Origin of the sequence: Butyricimonas sp. DFI.6.44, from assembly GCF_022132345.1 — a bacterium.
Lineage (GTDB): Bacteria > Bacteroidota > Bacteroidia > Bacteroidales > Marinifilaceae > Butyricimonas > Butyricimonas muris.
Map to the genome: position 1 here is coordinate 172,715 of NZ_JAKNJD010000013.1, position 19,815 is coordinate 192,529.

Consider the following 19,815-nt stretch of genomic DNA (forward strand, 5'->3'; position numbering starts at 1 on the left):
TTACAAGTAAAAGAAAATGAAAAAGTTATTATTGGTATTTGTGGGACTCTTGTGTTCCGTAGTTATCTTCGCTCAAACCAACTTTCAGGAATTGTCATTAGAGAAAGCTTGCGAGCAAGCGAAGACAGAGAATAAACCCGTATTTTTGGATTGTTATACTTCTTGGTGCGGTCCGTGCAAGATGATGGCGAATAATGTCTTCACGCTTGAAGCTGCCGGTGAGTATTTCAACAAGAACTTTGTTTGCGTGAAAATCGATATGGAAAAAGGTGAAGGTCCGGCTATCGGGAAACAGTACGGGGTTGACGCGTATCCTACCTTTTTGATTATTAATGCTGATGGAAAACTGATGCATAAACTTGTCGGGGCGATGTCGCTCGAGGAGTTGATTGAAAACGTCGAGTGTGGTCTAAAGGCAAGCAGCATTGCGGAGTATGAAACGTTGTATCAGTCGGGGAAGCTGGATAAAACGGAACAAATGGCATATTGGAAATTGCTCTCTATCTCTGGAGAGGTGGTGAAAGCTCAAACCGTGGGTGATGACCTTTGGGGAAAACTTTCAGAAAAGGATAAGCTAAACCCGACTTATTGGGCATTGTTACGCTCGCGGGCAACGACCATAGAGGGCGAGGAGATGAAGTTCGTTTGCGCCAATAGGGAATATTTTGAAAAAGAAGTCGGGAAAGAAGAGGTTGGTAAATTGATCTATAATTCTTTTATAACCGAATTGAATATGATGATTATATACCAACTACCAGCGAAAAAATATGAAAAGGTACCGGCTATTAAGGATTTGCTTAAAAATAACGATGTACCTCGTAAAGAGGCTCTTTTGAAGATAACCGAATTGGCTGAAGCCCGGGGAAATTATGATGAAAGGGCTTATCTGGATATTCTTGATGCCAATTTGGATGTATGGGATGATTCGGAAAAAAGAACGATATTCGAGGCGGCAAAATTATTTATCTCGCTTGCCAATGGTAAAGAACACACGAGAATGTTGGGAGATATAGCCTTACGGGCACAAGAAACCGTGAAAGATGAGGTGGTTAAAGAGGGGATTATTAAAATAGGGCTCACTTCCAGAAGAGTATCGGGGAAGGACGGCGTGTATTGGGAAGATTTGGCATCACTGAAAGAGGTCATGGAGCGAGCTTTGCTCGAGAGTAGGTATGTATTTTTGTATTTCCACAACGACGGTCAAACTTCAAAACTTATCAATGAAAAACTCTTCTCTAGCAAAGAGGTGGGGGATTACTTGAATAAGTTCTTTATAAATTATAAAATACACGTTGGAGAAGGGGAGGGAGCTAGAATTGCCAGAAAATATGGTGTCATTGTTCCCAACGTGGTGGTTATGATCGATAAATACGGGGATGTTCGTCACCGGGTGTCCAATCTCATGCAAGGTGATTTCATCGAACGGATGAGCGAAACCTTTGATGATAATAAAGCCGTGGGAGAACTTGAAACACGATATGCAATGGGTGAGCGTTCGCCCGAATTTATGGTGAAATATTTGATGGCACTGGCTAAGATATCTAGCCCGAGAACTTCGCTTGTTGCCGTGGAGCTATTCGCTTTGCTTGATGACGAGCAGAGAGTTTCTCCCGAATTTTGGATGCTGTATCACCCTCAATTTTCCATGATTAGTTCGGATATGAAGAATTATTTGTTTTCGAATATTCAGGAATTTCGTGAGAAATCAGGTGTCGAGAAAGTGGATGAGTTGGTCGCGTATCAAATTAATTCCGACTTAAATCAAGTCCTTTATAACGCGAAAGCAAGAACTACTGCCGAAGATATAGATAGAACGATACAATTTATTAAACAAAATAAGTTACAGAACTCGGGTCAATTAATAGGGTTGGCAAATATTGTCAAACTGTTCAAGAACAAGGTTTGTAGCGTTAAGGAATACAAGAAAGCAAGTAAAGGTATGAAGCCGGAAGAGATTCCGTTCGCGGATTTATACGCGAATGTCCTCGCGATGGAGCCGGGGAGAACGGAAGAGTGGAACGCGTGGGGGAAAGAGATAGTTGATTCTCTTACCGACCCTAAATATATACAGTGGTATAAACAATTTCTTAACTTGAAGTAAAGTATATTTTTTACTTGGTTTGGAATTTTGAACAGCCTTTTGAAAGTTGAATAATGAACTTTCAAAGGGCTGTTCAAGTTTAAAATGGAGTCGATTTTCTTCCCCGTTTCAGATAAAATAAGTTAAATAATATATATGTAAATTGTATATTATTTATAGTTGATTTGTATCATCTCCCATTCAACTCCCATTCATCTCCTATTCAAAGCCTATTTTAAAGGTAAATAAATAGTAATTTAATTGAATTTGAATGAAATTTAATACCATGAAAATATATAGTATATTCATGATTAATTCAGGTAGGATATTTGAATATGCTAGAAACCCACCTTTTATTTTTTTGCTTTAATGATAATTGTGTCGCGAGTGTAATTTCATTATTTTTAGGGCGAAAATTTCTCTTCAACCCAAAGGGGTAGAGGAGAAATAAGTTGTGTTTTGTGTTATTTTAGTGATTTTGATGATGATGAGAATTGTTTGTGTTTTGTTTTTTGTAAGCGTGTGGTTATCACCGTCCTGTGTATCCGCACAAGTGAAAGCCGTGAAAACATGGGTGGCAAGAAAAGCGGAGGAACGAAAACCGTTGAATAAATTTGCTTTTTACGAGAAGGCGTTGAATAAGGAGGAGGCAAGGGAAATTGCGACTTTGTTGTTTGACGAGAAGCTGAAAGAGGTGAAGAAGAAAAACGAGCGGATGTGGGGAGGGAAATGTTTTAGTAGGGAGGGGTTGCGGATGCCTTTTGATTATAAGGTGTTCGGAGTGAAACCGGCAGACGGGAGGAGTCTTTATATTTCCATGCATGGCGGGGGAAGCGCCCCGGAGGCTTTGAATACGCAACAATGGAAGAATCAGATTCAGTTGTATCAACCGAAGGAGGGTGTGTACGTGGCACCCCGGGCGCCTTGGGATGATTGGAATATGTGGTTTAAGCCGGGGTTGGACGAGTTTTTCGACGAGTTGATCCGGACGGCGGTCGTGATGATGGGCGTGAACCCGGATAAGGTGTATTTGTTGGGTTATTCGGCAGGGGGTGACGGCGTGTGGCGTATGGCTCCCCGTATGGCGGATCGTTGGGCTGCTGCTTCCATGATGGCAGGGCATCCCGGTGAGGCTTCTCAGGTTAATTTGCGTAACGTTCCTTTCATGATTTGGATGGGGGAACGGGATGCGGCTTATAACCGGAATACTTTGGCTGCCGAGAAAGGAGTGGTGATGGATTCTTTGCACGCTTCCGACCCGGAAGGGTATATTCACGAAACGCGTATCGTGAAGGGGAAAGGGCATTGGATGGATCGGGAAGATCGTGCGGCAATCCCTTGGATGGCGGAATATCAACGAGAGCCAAACCCGACAAAGGTCGTGTGGAGACAGGAAGAGGTGGTGATGCCTTCTTTATATTGGCTGCGAGTTGATACGGACGAGGCGAAACACGGCATGGAGGTCGTCGTGGAACGGAACGGGAACACGTTCACGATTCTGAAAAATGATTACAAGCGATTGATAATTCGGTTGAATGATGAGATGATTGATTTCGAGCAGCCCGTGGAGATATTTTATCAAGGGAATAAATTCTTTAGCGGAAAAGTGAAGCGGACGTTGAAGAATATAGCCGAATCGATAGACGAGAGGGTGGATAGGCGTTTGATTTTTAGTGGGAAATTGACGGTTGTTGATAACGGGAAGGTTGAGTGAATGCTCTTTTTGATCTTTGATAAAATCGCTCGCCATGGTAATTGGCGGGCGATTTTTTTTCGGTTATGGAAATGTTAAAATGGAGCGTTTTAAATGTAGGTTGAGGGTTGAAGAATTAACAAAGAATTAATGTAGAATCATTTTGAATAGTGAAATCTGGGGTGTAATTTTGTTGGTATAATTAGTGCGTGTTCTTCAGAGAACTTTAAAGAAAAATGATTAAAACAATTAGAAATGAAAAAATTAGGATTGATTTTTGTTAGTTGTGTCCTCTCGCTGTTTGTCGTCCAAAAGACGTACGCGCAGGCGCAGGACAAGTTATTGCAACTATTGAAGGAAGAGTTGGCAGCCGATATGAAAGAGCTGCAGAAGCAGGAGAATCCTCCTTACCACATGAATTTTCGGGTAATGGATGATCGTACCGTGAATATCTCGAGTGCTTTCGGGGCGACGATGCGGGCACAGGAGCAACATGTACGTTCTTTGGTGCCGCAGATTCGGGTGGGAGATACGATTCTGGATAACTTTAAATATAACGCCATGGGGGCTCAGCCTGACCGGAACGGGAATTACCGGATGGCTTATATCGGGTTGGATGACGAGAACGGGACTGACGCAACGCGTCAGGCAATCTGGTACGAGGTGATGCAACGTTATAATTTTGCCACGGAAGCTTACGAGCAGGCGAAGACGCAGAGTAAGGTAAGCGTTGCCGACGAGGATAAAGCTCCTTCTTTCTCTGCAGCCCCGGTAGAGAAATATTACGAGGCCCCGATTCCTGCCGAGAAGCAGGCTATCGATATCGCGGCGTGGGAAAAGAAACTGAATGAGGTTTCCGCCGTGTTCAAAAGTGAACCTTTATTACAGAGCGGGGAAACAAGCCTGACCTTCCGGGTATTGCGTACCTATTTCGTGAATACCGAGGGCACGGAAGTGGTGCAGAACCGCACGTATGCCCGTGTCATGATGAGTGCTTCGATGAAAGCGGATGACGGGATGGAATTGCCTTTGAATATGTCTTATTTCGCTTACGAATTGAAAGACCTTCCTGATGCAGGCATCATGATTGCCGACGCGAAAAAAATGATAGAGCGTTTGAAAGTATTGCGTGTTGCCCCGGTCGTTGATCCTTACACGGGTCCGGCATTGTTGTCCGGTCCTGCAAGCGGTGTTTTCTTCCATGAAATCTTCGGTCACCGTATCGAGGGACATCGTTTGAAATCGGGAGGACAGACCTTCAAGAAAATGGTAGGTGAATACGTGTTGCCGAAAGAGTTCCAAGTGTATTGCGATCCGACTTTACGCAGTTATGCCGGGGAGGAATTGAACGGGTTTTACCTGTATGATGATCAAGGTGCAAAAGCACGTCGTGTAGATGTAGTGAAAGACGGTATATTAAGGGAGTTCCTGATGAGTCGTGTGCCTCTGGACGGATTCCCCCGTACGAACGGACACGCTCGTACTTCCGGTGGTGGTGATCCTGTTTCCCGTCAGTCTAACTTGGTGGTGGAAACGACAGCCCCGAAAACGGAGGCGGAATTACGTCAGATGTTGCTGGAAGAAGCTAAAAAGCAAGGAAAAGAATACGGTTATTATTTCAAAGAAGTAACGAGCGGTTTCACGTTGACCGGTGAAGGCGGTAGCTTGAACTCCTTTAACGTGACCCCGTTGGAAGTGTACCGGATATATGTTGACGGTCGTCCGGACGAATTGGTTCGCGGAGTGGATTTGATCGGAACCCCGTTATCCATGTTCTCCAATATCGTGTGCGGTGGTGATACCCCAAGCGTGTTCACGGGCGAGTGTGGTGCTGAATCCGGTTGGGTGCCTGTTACGGCTAGTTCCCCGATGATTCTGGTAAATAAGATTGAAACGCAGCGTCGTCAGAAATCAATGGATTTACCTCCTATTTTACCGGCACCGACGAACAATTGATTGATTTCAGATTTATGAATTACGATTTACGAGTGAAATTATGTCGGTGAATAAGTTGAATCATAAATCTAAAATCATAAATCAAAAATTAATAGGATCGTAAATCTAAAATCTAAAATCTTAAATTGAAATGAAATATATATTATCGATATTATTGTTTTTCCTGCTTGTGGCACCGCTTGCCGCCCAGAATGATCAAGATCAGGTGATCTTTAAAGCTATGCAGGATGAGATGCAACGCAACAAGGAACAGTTGATGTTGCCGGGGATGCAACCTCCTTACTATATTTCTTATACCTTGGGACGTTCTCGTCAATTTCAGGTGAGAGCCTCGTTGGGCGGTATCGTTAATTTCACGGAAACGCCGTGGTCTTCCCGCGGGGCGGTACAAATGTTTTTAGGGAATGATGATAATAATAACGATTTCGCGTATAGCTGTGTTGCGGCTCAATTGCCGATGCCGGCAGAGCCCGATTATGACGGCATGCGCAGGAATTATTGGATGGGGTCGGATATGATGTACAAGTGGTCGTTACAGGCTGCCAACATGAAAGAATCTTACTTGAAGGCGAACCCGAGAACGCCCGAAGAGGTGAATTTGAAAGATCGTCAGAAAGTGGAGCCTGTCACGAAAATCGAGGAAGCTAAAAACGCTTACACGATAGATCGTGCCGCGTTGGAGAAAACGGCAAACGAATTATCTGCCATCTTCAAGGATTACAAGGATATATACAATTCATCGGTAAATATCAGCGGTGCGGATATTGAGATTTATAAAATGACGACCGATGGTGTTGTGTTGAAACAACCGATGAGATATACCAACTTGTATGCCACGGCTTACGTGGTGACCGAGGATGGTGTACGTATCGATGATACTTATTCCGTGATTGTAGACCGTCCGGAAGATTTACCTTCGCTTGATGAGTTGAAAAAAGGCGTGAAAGCGTTTGCCGATAATTTGATCAAGTTAAAGAATGCCCCGGTTATCACGGAGTATTACGGTGGTCCGGTTTTATTTGAGGGAGGAGCGAGTTCTTCTGTTTTGACCTCTAATTTATTGAGGAGAGGTGCTCTTTACGCTTATCGTAAACCTGCTTCAGATCGTATGCAACCGATCAAGACTTTGGATGATCGTCTGGATATGAAGATCATCGATACCCGTCTGACGGTGAAGAATTATTCTTCTTTGGAAAAATACAATGGTGTCACTTTATTGGGAGCTTATGATATTGACGCCGACGGTATCGTGCCGCCCAAGGAAATCACCTTGGTGGAGAACGGTATTTTCAAGGCGATGTTGAACGGAACCGTTCCGACATTACATGCGCCCCAATCGACAGGTAGTTCCCGGTTCACGCTTTCTTCTATGGATGGAACCTATACATTGGCTCCCGGTACAATTCATATTAAAGCCGACAAGGGTACCAAGCCGGAAAAGATGAAAGCCGCTTTGATCAAGGCTGCCAAGGAGGAAGGTTTGAAATACGCTTATATCGTGCGCGGCTTGGCAGGAAAGGCTTCCCGCATCTACCGGGTGGATTTGAAAGACGGAAGCGAAACGCAAGTACGTTTCGGTGATGTTTCCGGATTCACGTTACCCAACTTGAAACGTATGTTGAATATTTCCAACAAGGAGAATGTAAGCAATTATCTTTCTAACGGAGAGGTGTTGTCTTCAATCATTTATCCTTCTTCTATTCTGGTGGAAAATATAGAAATCAACAAGTCTGACGTGAAGAAAGACAAAGAACAGGTATTGACTTTCCCGTTGCAGAAATAGTCATTATAGAAAATAGAACACAGGGAACTTGGCTCGCTTTTACGGTGAGCCAAGTTTTTTTATGATACTTGTGATTATTTGATTTGCAATTATTATATTTGCAATAATTGCAATTTAAATAATCTAATGATGATAGCAAAGGTTAGGAATCCTTTTATAATTAGCGGGTATGTTTCTGCCGAATATTTTTGTGACCGGGAGATGGAAAGTGATGAACTTACGCGGGCTTTTTTTAACGAGCGTAATACGGTGATTGTTTCTCCCCGGCGTATGGGTAAAACAGGGTTAATAGAACATTGTTTTCATCGTAAGCAGGTGCAAGAAGAGTTCTACACGTTTTTTATCGATATTTATGCCACGGGTACGTTAAGGGAATTCGTGTTCGCTCTTGGCAAGCATATTTTTGAAACCTTGAAGCCCAAGGGGAAGAAGTTTATCGAGCAATTCTTTGCCATTATCAGTTCACTGCGTCCGGCATTTAAGTTAGACTCAATGAGTGGACAGCCTGTTTTTGATATCGGGATTGGAGATATCAAGCAACCGGAATTATCTCTTGAAGAGATTTTCATGTATTTGGAAAGAGCCGATAAACGTTGTATCGTGGCTATTGATGAGTTTCAGCAGATTGCCAAGTACCCGGAGAAAAACGTGGAGGCAATGTTGCGCACGTGTATTCAAAGATGTAAGAATGCTAATTTTGTGTTTTCCGGTAGCCAACGCCACATGATGCAAAATATGTTTTTTTCGGCATCAAGACCGTTTTACCAGAGTGCTTCTCTTCTGAATCTGGAAGCCATTCGGCCGGAACGGTATAAGGAGTTCGTGTATCATCATTTTCGTGAAGCGGGTAAAAAGATTACGGAGGAGTGTATCACACGCGTGTATAATTTGTTGGAGGGGCATACTTGGTATATGCAGATGTTGTTTAATCGTTTTTATGAACAGGTAGAGGCAGGAGAAGAGATGACGGTAAACCTTGCTGACCAGATATTGCATTTAACGGTGGAAGCGAATAAAACTGTTTATCAAAGTATGGTTGCCATGTTGCCCGAAAGGCAGAAAGAGGTGTTGTTTGCAATAGCTAAAGAAGGGAAAGCCATGGAGATAACCTCGACGCAATTTGTCAAAAGGCATGGATTGCATTCGCCGAGTTCCGTGCAATCCGCGATAAAACAATTGCTCGAGAGAGAGTTTATAACTAAGGATGGAGGGGTGTATCACGTTTATGACCGGTTTTTCGGTTTTTGGTTGGCAGAAACGTATGGAACAGGATATAAGCTTTAATTCAAAATAGTAGTGGGGAGCATGGAAGAGTCTGTGAATAAAATGAATCTGGCGGATAGGTTTGAGCAGGTCTATAGAGAATACTCGAAGCCGATGTTTTTGTATGCCCTTAGTTTTTTGATTTCGGAGGAGGAAGCGGAGGATGTTATACAAGAGGTTTTTATAAATTTCTGGAAGGACAAAACGTATCAAAAAATCCGGAGTGAGGTCACGAAGACTTACTTGTTCCGTTCGGTAAAGAATAGTTGCCTGAATCGATTAAAAAAGAAAGATATATTGCGTGATCGACTGGATGTGTTGCGGGAAGAAGTGGTTGAGGAGGAGATGGTGAAGTGGAACGACACGTTGATTCAAGAGGTGGAGGCTGAAATAGAGCGAATGCCTGAACAGACACGGGAAATTATTAGAAGCGTGTTTTTTCATGAAATGAAATATCAAGAGGTCGCGGATGCGTTGGGAATATCTATAAATTCCGTGAAAACGTTGTTGAAAAACGGGATGAGGCATTTGCGGGAGCGTTTTGCCGAACGGATGGATTTGTTTCTTGTTATGGTGCTGATAAATTGATGGTTATGCTTGGTGCTTGATTTTTTTTGAATTTTTTCTCTTTTTGATTCACCCGATTTTCTTTTTTATTGTCTATACGGAAAAGAAAATAGGTCATGGATACATGGAATGAAATAGACGAGTGGATTGCCCGATACCTGCAAGGGGAGCTTCCGGAACAAGACAAGAGTAGTTTGATTCGGTGGTTGGAAGCTTCCCCCGAGCATGAAAAGTATTTTCGGGAGATTCTTCGGACGGAGGTGCATGTGGATGCTGTCGGAAAATGGAGTAGATTGGAGCGGATGCAAGAAGATGTGTGGAAGCGTATAACCCCGATTTTGGAGAGGCGAAGGAGATTGTGGTACGCGTGGGGAAGTAGTGTCGCTGCCGTGGTAATGGTGTTGGTAGGGGCGTTTTTCGTTTGGAGAGGACAACGGGAAATCAAGGGAGAATCAAATGTTTTCGCGAGTGTTTTACAAGTTGAATCCGGATCGGCTAAAGCGATTTTAGTGACTTCGTCGGGAAAAAGGATCGAGTTAAAGGAAGGTGAAACTCGTCAAGTGGCGGATATTTCCGGTGTAGGTGTGATACAGGATTCAACGGGAGGAGTTCGATTCGAGGATAAAGGGATGCCCGGGGAGGGGATACGAGAGAACAACACGATCGTGGTGCCTCGGAAAGGGGAGTACTTCGTGGAGTTGAGCGATGGTACGAAAGTTTGGATAAATTCGGATTCATGGTTGGAGTTTCCCAATCGCTTTTACGGGGATTCGCGGGAAGTGAGTTTGCAAGGCGAGGCTTACTTCGAGGTGGCGTCAAACCCGGATAAACCGTTTTACGTGCATCTGGGAGAAGTGAAAGTGCGTGTGCTGGGGACGGCATTTAACGTGACGGCTTACGAGAATGACGGTTTGACGGAAGTGGCGCTTTTGCACGGGAAAGTTAGTTTTGACGTGGGAAAGGAGGCTTATGCGCTTGAACCGGGAGAGGTTGCATCTTTAAACAAAGAGAACGGTAAAACTACTATTCGGGAAGGTGATGTTCGGATGATTATTGATTGGAAAACCGGTAAGTTTAATTTTGAGGATATGCCCTTGGAGGTATTGACCGTGAAATTATCTCGTTGGTATGGAGTTTCTTTTGTCTTCGTGGATGAGGAGGCAAAAGGATTACGTTTTTCCGGGGCGGTGACTAAATACAGGAGTTTGGATTACGTGTTGAATATGATATCGAAGACGACAAACGTGAAGTTCGAGGAGGAGGAAGGGAAAGTCGTGATTCGTGCGAAAAGATGAAGCTTATATAAAATGAATTATCCCGAATAGTGGTGACGCACGATCCGGGATAGGGCTTATTAATAATTAATATACCTATTTGCAAAAGTATGAAAAAAAAGCGAACGAGGTGGTTTTTCATGCGAGGTTTTGAACCACGAAAATTATTGAAAGTAATGAAACTAAGCGTAATTTTATTATTGGCAAGCATGCATCTGGCGGTTGCCGGTGTTAAGGCTCAAGCGAAGATCACGGTTGAGGCGAAGATCGTGACTTATTTGGAGTTATTTAAACAGATCAAAGAACAGACGGGGCTTACCGTGGTGTATAGTAACAACGAGTTGGATAAGTCGCAAACCGTGGAAGCGGGATTCGTGCAGACGGATTTGAAGGTTGTGCTGGATAGAATTTTAGAAGGCACACGTTTGACTTACGAGATGATGGATGAGTTTATTGTTTTGAAACTAGCTCCGGAGGAAAAGAAAAAGTCGTTGAATATCGTGGGGCGAGTGTCAGATAAAGACAAGTTGCCTCTCCCCGGGGTAGCCGTGATGGCGAAAGATTTGAAGTTAGGAACGACGACTGATCATAACGGGTATTATTCTTTGCTTTTGCCGATGACGGATAATGTTTCTCTCGTGTTTTCGTTTATGGGAATGAAGACTGTAGAGGTGAAGTACGTGGGGCAAGATTCGATTAACGTGGTGATGGAGGAAGATATTAAGGCTTTGGACGACGTGGTGATTACCGGCTACGGGAGAACGGCGAAGGGGAATTACACGGGAGCGGCAACCACGGTGAGCGTGGCGGATATTATGATGGCGGGAGCTTCTTCTATCGACCAGATGTTGCAGGGGGTGGTTCCGGGAATGCTGGTGCAGTCGGGAACCGGTATGGTGGGCTCTTCACCGAAGATACGCGTAAGGGGTACTTCTTCTTTGCTGGGGAGTCAGGAACCGGTATGGGTGGTTGACGGAGTGGTGCAACGGGATCCCCAACCGTTTAACTCGGAGGATAACACGAAGTTTTCGGTGGACGCGGATGATATTTCCCAGTTAGCGGGTAATGCAATTTCATGGTTGAATCCCAATGATATAGAAACAATCACTGTTTTGAAGGATGCTTCGGCTACCGCTATTTATGGTTCCGAGGCGGCTAATGGTGTCATCGTTATCACGACAAAAAAGGCAAAAGCGGGTAAAGTTTCGGTATCGTATAGCGGGGATTTTTCTATAGGTCAGAGACCTCGTTACGGGTTGTATGACCGGATGAATTCACAGGAGATGATGGAGTTCTCGAGGGAAATGTACGAGGATCGGGTGGTTTACCCTAACACGATTTTGGAGGTCGGGTATGCCGGATTGTTGAAATCTTATTTGGATAAAAAGATTTCGAAGGAAGATTTCGATAAGGAATACAGGAAAATGGCCGAGCGAAACACGGATTGGTTTGATTTGCTGTTCAGTAATTCGTTTAGTCATAAACATAGTTTGAGTTTGAGCGGTGGTTCTGAAAAGATTCAGAACAGGACTTCGTTGGGATACACGGACGAGAGGGGAGAAGCGAAGGGGAATAACGTGGCGTTGTTTACGGCTACCTCTAACACGACGGTGAATTTGTTTGACAATAAATTGATGGTGAATTTGTTGTTGAAGGGTACTTGGCGAAAAGCGGAAGGTTTTGCCTATGACGTGGATCCTTTCAATTATGCGTATAACACGAGCCGTGTGATCCCCATGTATAACGAGGATGGTACTTTGCATTATCATGACAAATGGGCGGAAACCGAAAGTACGGTAATTAATAGTAAATATAATTACTTGTATAATATTCAGAATGAGTTAGATAACACGGGAAGCGAGAACAACACGAAGAGTTGGGGGGCAACCTTGGACTTGAAATGGAATATTTTGCCGGGATTGGAATACCAAGGCTTGGTGTCTTATGCTTCCTCGTCGGCAGACGTGAAAAAGTATGCCACGGAGCGTTCTTTTTACGCTTCTACTCTCCGGGGGTATGATTTTGAGGCTTACGAAAATTCTGCCGAGGAGTTCGGGTATACCCGTTTGCCTTTCGGGGGATTGTTGGAAACCGGGTTGACGGATGTGACTACCATCACGGTGCGGAATGCTTTGGTGTATGATAGAATGTTCAAGGATGTGCACCGGATGACATTGCAGTTGGGTATCGAAACTAATTCTACTAAAACGAGAGGGTCGACCGGAAAGCGTTACGGGTATTTGAGGGATCGGGGCGAAACTTTCGTGAAGTTGCCGATGACGTATATATATTTGGGTGATCCGGTAGATAATGATTTGGCACAAGGAGAAGCTACCGTGTTGAATAAGATTGACAATAAACTGAGCGAGTATGTTTCCGCCGTGTATGCTTATGATAATCGCTACGTGTTGAATGTCAGCGCTCGTCTTGATGCATCCAATCGTTTCGGGCAGGATAAAAATAAACGTTTCGAGCCGACATGGTCGGTGGGAGCGAAGTGGAGAGTGGCTTCGGAGAATTTCGCGAGAGATTTGTGGTGGTTGAATAATTTGGATTTGATAGCTTCTTACGGTTATCAAGGTAACGCGGTGGAAACGGTTTCACCTTATTTGATAGCGGAACAGGGAGGCGTGAATGAATATTATAATGATTACGTGTTGAACGTGAAGTCGTTGCCTTATTCTGATCTTGGATGGGAAAAAACGAAAACCTATAATTTGGGGGTAGATGCCGCATTCTTGGAAGGACGATTGAATTTCACGGTGAATTATTTCAAAAAGGTCAGCGACGTACTTTCTTCCCGTAATATCCCCCGGGAAAATGGAGTGGAGAAAGCTATCGTGGACGGGGGTGAGATGACGAATACCGGTTATGATTTCGTGATTAACGTGATTCCGGTTCGGACGAAAGATTTCACTTGGCAGTTGTCATTGAATACGGCCGTGACCAAGAATAAGGTAAATAAGAATCAACGGATTAATACCTTGAACGATTATCTGGATGGTAGTGCCGTGGTGAACGGGGAGGCTTTCTCCACGTTCTATTCTTTCAAGTATGCAGGTCTGGATGATGAGAATGGTTTCCCGAAATTTGATTACATGGATGTGGAGGACGGGGAGAGTCCGTTGGCCTATTTGGTGAAGTCCGGTAAGTTTACCCCGGATTTTTCGGGAGGTTTGAACATGATGTTCAAGTACCGGAATTGGTCGTTGTATGCTTTGTTCAACGTGCAGTGGGGAGGACATGCCCGTTTGCCGAAGTTGTATGACACGGATAGCAATTACGGGATTCCAACCCCGGAGCAGAATGTATCCCGGGATTTAGCCAAGCGTTGGCGGAAAGCGGGAGATAAAACCAATATTCCTTCTATTCCGACGAGTAAAGCCTATATCAATTTGCCGACGACAGCCACGGTAGCGAGTTCGGAAAGACGGTTGTATGATATGTATAATAATTCCGATTTGCGAGTGGCTAACACGGATTTTATTCGTTGTCGTTCTTTGTCGTTGTCTTATGATTTTGAACAGAAGTGGTTATCTCGAATCGGGGCGCAACGGTTGTTGCTTAAGGCAAGTATGACGAACCCGTTTATGTGGGTTTCCGATAGTAAATGGAACGGGTTGGATCCGGAAACGGGAGATTGGCCGACGAGAAGGGTTACTTCATTGTCTTTACAAGTGATGTTTTAAGAGGTAAGTTGAGTGTTAAATAATAAATAATGATATGATGAAGAAATTACAATTCATGATATGCTTATTGGGATTGCTGGGGCTGGGGGCTTGTTCCGATTATTTGGAGAAAGAGTCCTCGGATGAGGTAATCGTGAAGACTGTTTCCGATTATAGTGAATTGCTTTTGGGGGCAGGCTATCCGTCACCGACAAAGGCGATTTATAATACGCTCTATTTGTTGGATGACGATTTTATGCTGAATGATAATAATTTTAACGACGAAACGGATAATGCTGGTGCAGTGGGTGTTTTCCCGTTTTTTACATGGCAACCGGATATGTGGGAACGACAGGAGGTGGATAAATCTTCGTATGATGAGACTTATTCCCCGACATACGAGCGGATTATGGGAGTGAATGCCGTGCTGGACGGGATTGATGAGGCAACCGGTGATGTGGAAGAGCGTGACCGGGTGAAGGCGGAAGCCTTGGCTTTGAGAGGTTATTATTATTTTATGTTGGTAAATCTTTACGGGGAACCTTATAATTATAATAAAAAGGCATTAGGAGTACCTTTGAAGTTAACGGCTGATATGGAAACGAACGGGAAAGCCCGGAGTACGGTGGAAGAGGTGTATGGACAGATCGTGAAGGATTTGACTGAATCGTCAGCTTTGTTTGAAAAATATACCAAGCGTAGGGGAAGTTTCCGGATAAATTTGCCAACGGTTAATATTCTTTTGTCTCGTGTTTATTTACACATGGAGTTATGGAAAGAAGCTATTGCTGCTGCCACGAAGGCGATAGAACATGGTAATTTGTTAACGAATTACGTGAATTTACCGGCAAGCGCAATTTGTATTGCCAATTATAGTTATTCGGAAGTGGAGTGGGTGTATGGTAATGGAAATACACCGAGTCGATTGAATACGGTTCTTGTTTCTTCGGATTTGCGTGAAAAGTTTGATGCGAACCCGAATGATACCCGCCGGCTACTTTGGTTTGATGCGAACTGGAATGTTACTAAAAAACGACTGAGTTACCCGAGCGGTACGCCAAGAATGCCGACAAATTCGATTCGCATGTCGGAGGCTTACCTGAATCGGGCAGAAGCTTTGGTACAGGATAATCAAATCGGGTTGGCATGGGATGACTTGGAGCATTTGCGGGAGAATCGTTATCGGGATTATGATGAAGCGGAAATTACAGATGCGGTGGCATTGCTGGAAGCAATTCGTGAAGAACGTCGATTGGAACTTTGTTATGACGAGGTGCGTTGGTTTGATTTGCGGCGTTATGGAATGCCTGCTATTTCTCACCGGTATAAGGCAAGGAGTTCGGCGAATTGGCAGACTTACGTGTTGACGGAAAAAGATCCTTTGTACACGTTACCGATTCCTAATGAAGTGATGGACGAGAATCCGGGATTGCAGCAAAATGAATCGGCAAAGCAGCCTTTGAGGCAAGGGAAATGAGAAATGTAGAATCTAAAATGTTACAACGATGAAGACGAGTATATATGTATTCTTGTTTGCGCTCCTGTTTTTAGGAGCCTGCGCGGAGGACAAAGAGATTGGGGAGATTCAAATAACTGACCCGGATTACGTGTTGCCACAGGGAGGGAATGCTGCTGCGGATGAGGTCATTTTGAAGTTGTATGAAAAGTACAATACTTATTTCTTGTATAAATACACGGAAAAAGATATAGAATGGACTCAGACGGCTCTTTGGGCTTATTATGATTATGAGCCGATAGACCCCAATGATGTTGTGAATTTATTAAACTTGTTGGAAATTACTTGGTTTGATTTGTATGATGCGGAGGTTTTGAAAAGAATGATGCCTTATCGGATATTTTTAACGGGGATGTTGAAGGAAGATATTGGCTCTTGGTGGGAAAATTGGGTAGATATTCCGGCTCGTTATCTGGAAAATCAGATAGCCATTAATAAGGTGGAGAAGGATGTGGCTGATATGTCTGCCGCGGAGAAGAGAGAATTTAAATCTTATTTGCAAGCCACGTTCTTGGAATATTGCGTGGCTTATGGTGTGATAACTATTCCTGATGAGTTTTATGCTGGAAGTGATTACACGAAATCTTATGCAAGTAGTTCGGAAGAAGCGAGAGAGTGGGGATTCGTGTACAATCCGAAAACGGATAGTGAATGGAGTTATGATACTTACCAAATCACTTCTACAGATGATGTAAACGCTTATTTGGCTTCTTTGGTATATCGCACTACCGGGGAGTGGGCTGAGGATTTGGAATACCCGTTGATTCGGGAGAAATATCAAATACTGGTCAACTGTCTGAAGGAGCAATATGGTATAGATGTTTGTAAAATCGGTAACACTGTTTATGAATAATGTTGTATGTTTAAAATGTATTGTATGAAAAAAAGTATTGTAGGTTTATTACTTTTGGTGTTTATGGCACCTTGCGTGTGTAAATCTTTTGCGGCAGAAAGGAAAAAGAAAAATGTCAAAGAAGAGACGAATGTCGCGAAGGAAACGAAATATGAGAAGTTGATGAAAAAAGCGGGACGGGAGACCGCTTCAGGGGAGTTTCTTTCTTTGCACAAGATTGGGGGAAAACTTTACGTGGAACTTCCTTTGAAATATTGCGGACGTGATTTATTGATTGCTTCCACGACATCGGAATCCAGTAATTCCAGATTGGCTATGGTCGGGTATAAAACACTTGATCCTTTGCATGTCAGATTTATAAAGATGGATAGTACGATTGTACTCCAGAACGTAAATGCCATGATGGAGGGGGATAAGGAACTGGAGATTGCCATAAAACGAAATTACATGGACACGTTTTATAAGAAGTACCCGATAGCGGCTTATAATAATGATTCTACTTCGGTTGTATTTGATATGACGGAATTGTTCGTCGGGGACGAGGAAGCTTTGAAGCCGGTTGAGAGTAATTACAGTATTCTGGGGATCTCTTCTCGGTTGAAACCGGGATTCGGTATGTTGGATAAGATCAAAGCTTTCGATGATAACGTAACGATAGCGTCGTACATGACTTATGATTATAGTATATCCTTTTTTGGGCAGAATATCGGGTCGGGAGAATTGACGACTAAAGTAATGCGTACGATATTGTTGTTGCCGGAGGAGCAAATGAAACCGAGAATCGCAGATTCCCGTGTAGGTATATTTCTTACCGGCAAACAAAATATCACTATGGCGGCAGATGGGATTGAAAGTTATGCATTGGCTAACCGTTGGAGATTGGAACCTAAGGATATGAAGGCATGGGAACGCGGGGAACTGGTGGAACCGGTGAAACCTATCGTGTGGTATATTGATGATGCTTTCCCCGAATCATGGAAGGAACCTTTGAAACAATCGGTTTTGATATGGAATCAGGCTTTCGAGAAAATCGGTTTTAAAAATGTGATGGTTGCACGTGATTTCCCGAAAGATGATCCTAATTTTGATCCCGACAACTTGAAATATTCATGTATTCGTTATGTGCCGATCTCGGTTGAGAATGCCATGGGACCTTCTTGGGTAGACCCGAGAACCGGAGAGATTATTAACGCGACCGTACTGGTTTATAATGATGTAATTAAATTGATTAATAGCTGGCGTTTTATCCAGACCGCGCAGTTAGACCCGAGAGTGCGGGGTAAGAAATTGCCGCGAGAGGTGGTGGATGAATCCTTGGCTTACGTGTTTGCCCATGAAATAGGACATACGTTGGGATTGATGCATAATATGGCTGCTTCCAGTGCTTATCCCGTGGATTCGTTACGTTCCGCATCCTTCACGAATAAATACGGTACGACACCCTCTATTATGGATTACGCCCGTTTTAATTACGTGGCGCAGCCGGGTGACGAGGGAGTACGCTTGTCACCCCCGGATATGGGTGTGTATGATGAGTATGCCATTAAATGGTTGTATTCTCCTATCCCGGGTGATAAATCAGTACGGGAGGAAGCTAAAATATTGGAAGGCTGGGTAGACGAGAAGGCTGGCGATCCTATCTACCGTTATGGGAAACAGCAAGTGTATTCTCGTTATGACCCGAGTGCCCTTGAGGAAGATTTGGGAGATGATGCTTGTAAAGCGGGAGATTACGGGATCAAGAATCTGAAATATATTTTGGAGAACTTGAATAGTTGGATAAAAGATGATGAATCGACAGCTCACAGACAGGAGTTGTATTCGGGACTTTGTAACCAGTATAACCGTTATTTGTTGAATGCCTTGACTAACGTGGGAGGTATTTATTTAACGGAGGTGAAAGACGGAACTCCGGGTGAGCGTTGGAGAGCGGTTCCTCGGGATGTACAACAAAAATCGTTGAAATGGGTTATTAAACAATTGCGTGAAAGCGATTGGTTGGATCAAAAAGATGTGACGAGCAAATTCCCGTTGGCAATCAATCAATCTCTTATGTTGAAATCTCGAGTGGGTAAAAAATTATTTCAACTTAATAAAGGCATATTATTGTCTTCTCATGTCAGCACTCAACCTTATACATTGGAGAATTACTACGATGATCTTTTTGCCGGAATCTGGGAATCGGCTATGAAAGGGCGTAAGTTGACGGCTGGTGATAAAATATTGCAGAGGTTGGCTGTGCAGGAGGCGATAGCTGCAGCCGGAAAAGTTATGGATAAAAAAGGAGGTAAATCTCTTCAAGTTGCAGATATGATTTATGCTCCTTCTGTAGATGAGATTGCTCTTTACGGATTGGATGAAACGGGTTGTATTAATGAATATTTGCCGGAATTGCGAGCTCTCGAGGAAGAACACGGGAAAGGTTATGTTGCAGCTTGCTTGCGGGAGAAATATCAGTTTGGGGATACTGGCGATTACGGTTGGCAGAAAGAGGTGAATGTAAGTGATATAGATGAATCTGCTGCTTATTGTGCCGCTATGTTGAAGAAAATAGAGAATTTGATAAAAACAAAACAGGCAACGGCAAATGTAGGGGATAAAATTCATTATCAATCCCTTTTGTTAATGATTGAAGCACAGAAAAAATAGCGTGTCAATAAAAAAAGTCGGTCAATTTTTGACCGACTTTTTTATATTGGTTACCTTAATCTTATTTTATTTCAATGGTTCTTTGTTCTTTTTTAATATCCTCGATTGAAATCTTCGGTAGATCAATGGTTAATACACCGTGTTCTACACCGGCGGCAATCTTTTCTTTGTCAACATCGTCGGGCAGAATCATCGTCTGCTGGAACTTGGAGTATGAAAACTCACGACGCAGGAAGCGTTGTTCTTTCTTCTCCTCGTTGTTTTCAATTTTCTTCTCCATGGTGATGACCAGATTATTATCTTCGTCAATGCGAACGTTAAAATCTTCTTTTGTCATACCCGGGGCGGCAACTTCTACTTTATAATCTTTTTCCGACTCGATCACGTTGATTGCAGGTGCAGTTGCGTTTGTTCTAGTCATCCACTCGTTATCAAAGAAATCATTAAAGATACTTGGTAACCAATTTTGAGTTCTTCTTACAGGCATCATAATTTCAGTCTCCTATCTTTAAG

At 43.4% G+C, this 19,815-nt stretch carries 12 protein-coding genes; 11 read left to right on the plus strand and 1 reads right to left on the minus strand.

What is annotated here, in order from left to right:
• Positions 1-16 precede the first annotated feature (16 nt).
• The 11 genes from L0M98_RS17905 to L0M98_RS17955 all read left to right on the plus strand — a co-directional run bounded on the left by L0M98_RS17905 (position 17) and on the right by L0M98_RS17955 (position 19,302).
• Positions 17-2,101, plus strand: coding sequence for a thioredoxin family protein (locus tag L0M98_RS17905; RefSeq protein ID WP_227217068.1), 2,085 nt, complete (start codon positions 17-19; stop codon positions 2,099-2,101).
• 460 nt (positions 2,102-2,561) lie between these two features.
• Entirely contained in the window at positions 2,562-3,794 is a 1,233-nt protein-coding gene (locus L0M98_RS17910; RefSeq protein WP_227217067.1) for an alpha/beta hydrolase, read from the plus strand.
• Positions 3,795-4,028: 234 nt separating this feature from the next.
• On the plus strand, positions 4,029-5,729 hold the full coding sequence (locus L0M98_RS17915; protein ID WP_186975865.1) for a TldD/PmbA family protein: 1,701 nt from the start codon (positions 4,029-4,031) through the stop codon (positions 5,727-5,729).
• 130 nt (positions 5,730-5,859) lie between these two features.
• Positions 5,860-7,512: a hypothetical protein gene (locus L0M98_RS17920; protein ID WP_227217066.1), complete on the plus strand. Its 1,653-nt coding sequence runs from the start codon at positions 5,860-5,862 to the stop codon at positions 7,510-7,512.
• Positions 7,513-7,641: 129 nt separating this feature from the next.
• On the plus strand, positions 7,642-8,796 hold the full coding sequence (locus L0M98_RS17925) for an AAA family ATPase (protein ID WP_186975863.1): 1,155 nt from the start codon (positions 7,642-7,644) through the stop codon (positions 8,794-8,796).
• A 21-nt stretch (positions 8,797-8,817) separates the two neighbouring features.
• Complete coding sequence (locus L0M98_RS17930; protein ID WP_186975862.1) at positions 8,818-9,363, plus strand: RNA polymerase sigma factor; 546 nt, start codon at positions 8,818-8,820, stop codon at positions 9,361-9,363.
• 95 nt (positions 9,364-9,458) lie between these two features.
• The gene (locus tag L0M98_RS17935) at positions 9,459-10,637 is read left to right on the plus strand and encodes a FecR domain-containing protein (protein WP_227217065.1); all 1,179 of its coding nucleotides are present in this window, start codon (positions 9,459-9,461) and stop codon (positions 10,635-10,637) included.
• 155 nt (positions 10,638-10,792) lie between these two features.
• Positions 10,793-14,305, plus strand: coding sequence for a SusC/RagA family TonB-linked outer membrane protein (locus tag L0M98_RS17940; protein WP_227217064.1), 3,513 nt, complete (start codon positions 10,793-10,795; stop codon positions 14,303-14,305).
• Positions 14,306-14,339: 34 nt separating this feature from the next.
• A complete protein-coding gene (locus L0M98_RS17945) occupies positions 14,340-15,761 on the plus strand; it encodes a RagB/SusD family nutrient uptake outer membrane protein (RefSeq protein WP_186975860.1) in 1,422 nt (473 codons plus the stop codon).
• A 28-nt stretch (positions 15,762-15,789) separates the two neighbouring features.
• Positions 15,790-16,653 (plus strand): hypothetical protein, encoded by an 864-nt coding sequence (locus L0M98_RS17950; RefSeq protein ID WP_227217063.1) that lies wholly within the window; start codon positions 15,790-15,792, stop codon positions 16,651-16,653.
• 24 nt (positions 16,654-16,677) lie between these two features.
• On the plus strand, positions 16,678-19,302 hold the full coding sequence (locus L0M98_RS17955; protein ID WP_227217062.1) for a zinc-dependent metalloprotease: 2,625 nt from the start codon (positions 16,678-16,680) through the stop codon (positions 19,300-19,302).
• A 61-nt stretch (positions 19,303-19,363) separates the two neighbouring features.
• Here L0M98_RS17955 and L0M98_RS17960 read toward each other — a convergent pair whose 3' ends face one another.
• Entirely contained in the window at positions 19,364-19,792 is a 429-nt protein-coding gene (locus L0M98_RS17960) for an Hsp20/alpha crystallin family protein (RefSeq protein ID WP_186975857.1), read from the minus strand.
• Positions 19,793-19,815 lie beyond the last annotated feature (23 nt).

What these genes read in the sequence shown, in the direction of transcription:
- L0M98_RS17925 (WP_186975863.1), top strand. Translation starts at nt 7,642, where the DNA reads ATGATAGCAAAGGTTAGGAATCCTTTTATAATTAGCGGGTATGTTTCT.
- L0M98_RS17945 (WP_186975860.1), top strand. Translation starts at nt 14,340, where the DNA reads ATGATGAAGAAATTACAATTCATGATATGCTTATTGGGATTGCTGGGG.
- L0M98_RS17920 (WP_227217066.1), top strand. Translation starts at nt 5,860, where the DNA reads ATGAAATATATATTATCGATATTATTGTTTTTCCTGCTTGTGGCACCG.
- L0M98_RS17935 (WP_227217065.1), top strand. Translation starts at nt 9,459, where the DNA reads ATGGATACATGGAATGAAATAGACGAGTGGATTGCCCGATACCTGCAA.
- L0M98_RS17950 (WP_227217063.1), top strand. Translation starts at nt 15,790, where the DNA reads ATGAAGACGAGTATATATGTATTCTTGTTTGCGCTCCTGTTTTTAGGA.
- L0M98_RS17905 (WP_227217068.1), top strand. Translation starts at nt 17, where the DNA reads ATGAAAAAGTTATTATTGGTATTTGTGGGACTCTTGTGTTCCGTAGTT.
- L0M98_RS17955 (WP_227217062.1), top strand. Translation starts at nt 16,678, where the DNA reads ATGAAAAAAAGTATTGTAGGTTTATTACTTTTGGTGTTTATGGCACCT.
- L0M98_RS17915 (WP_186975865.1), top strand. Translation starts at nt 4,029, where the DNA reads ATGAAAAAATTAGGATTGATTTTTGTTAGTTGTGTCCTCTCGCTGTTT.
- L0M98_RS17930 (WP_186975862.1), top strand. Translation starts at nt 8,818, where the DNA reads ATGGAAGAGTCTGTGAATAAAATGAATCTGGCGGATAGGTTTGAGCAG.
- L0M98_RS17960 (WP_186975857.1), bottom strand. Translation starts at nt 19,792, where the DNA reads ATGATGCCTGTAAGAAGAACTCAAAATTGGTTACCAAGTATCTTTAAT.
- L0M98_RS17910 (WP_227217067.1), top strand. Translation starts at nt 2,562, where the DNA reads ATGATGATGAGAATTGTTTGTGTTTTGTTTTTTGTAAGCGTGTGGTTA.
- L0M98_RS17940 (WP_227217064.1), top strand. Translation starts at nt 10,793, where the DNA reads ATGAAACTAAGCGTAATTTTATTATTGGCAAGCATGCATCTGGCGGTT.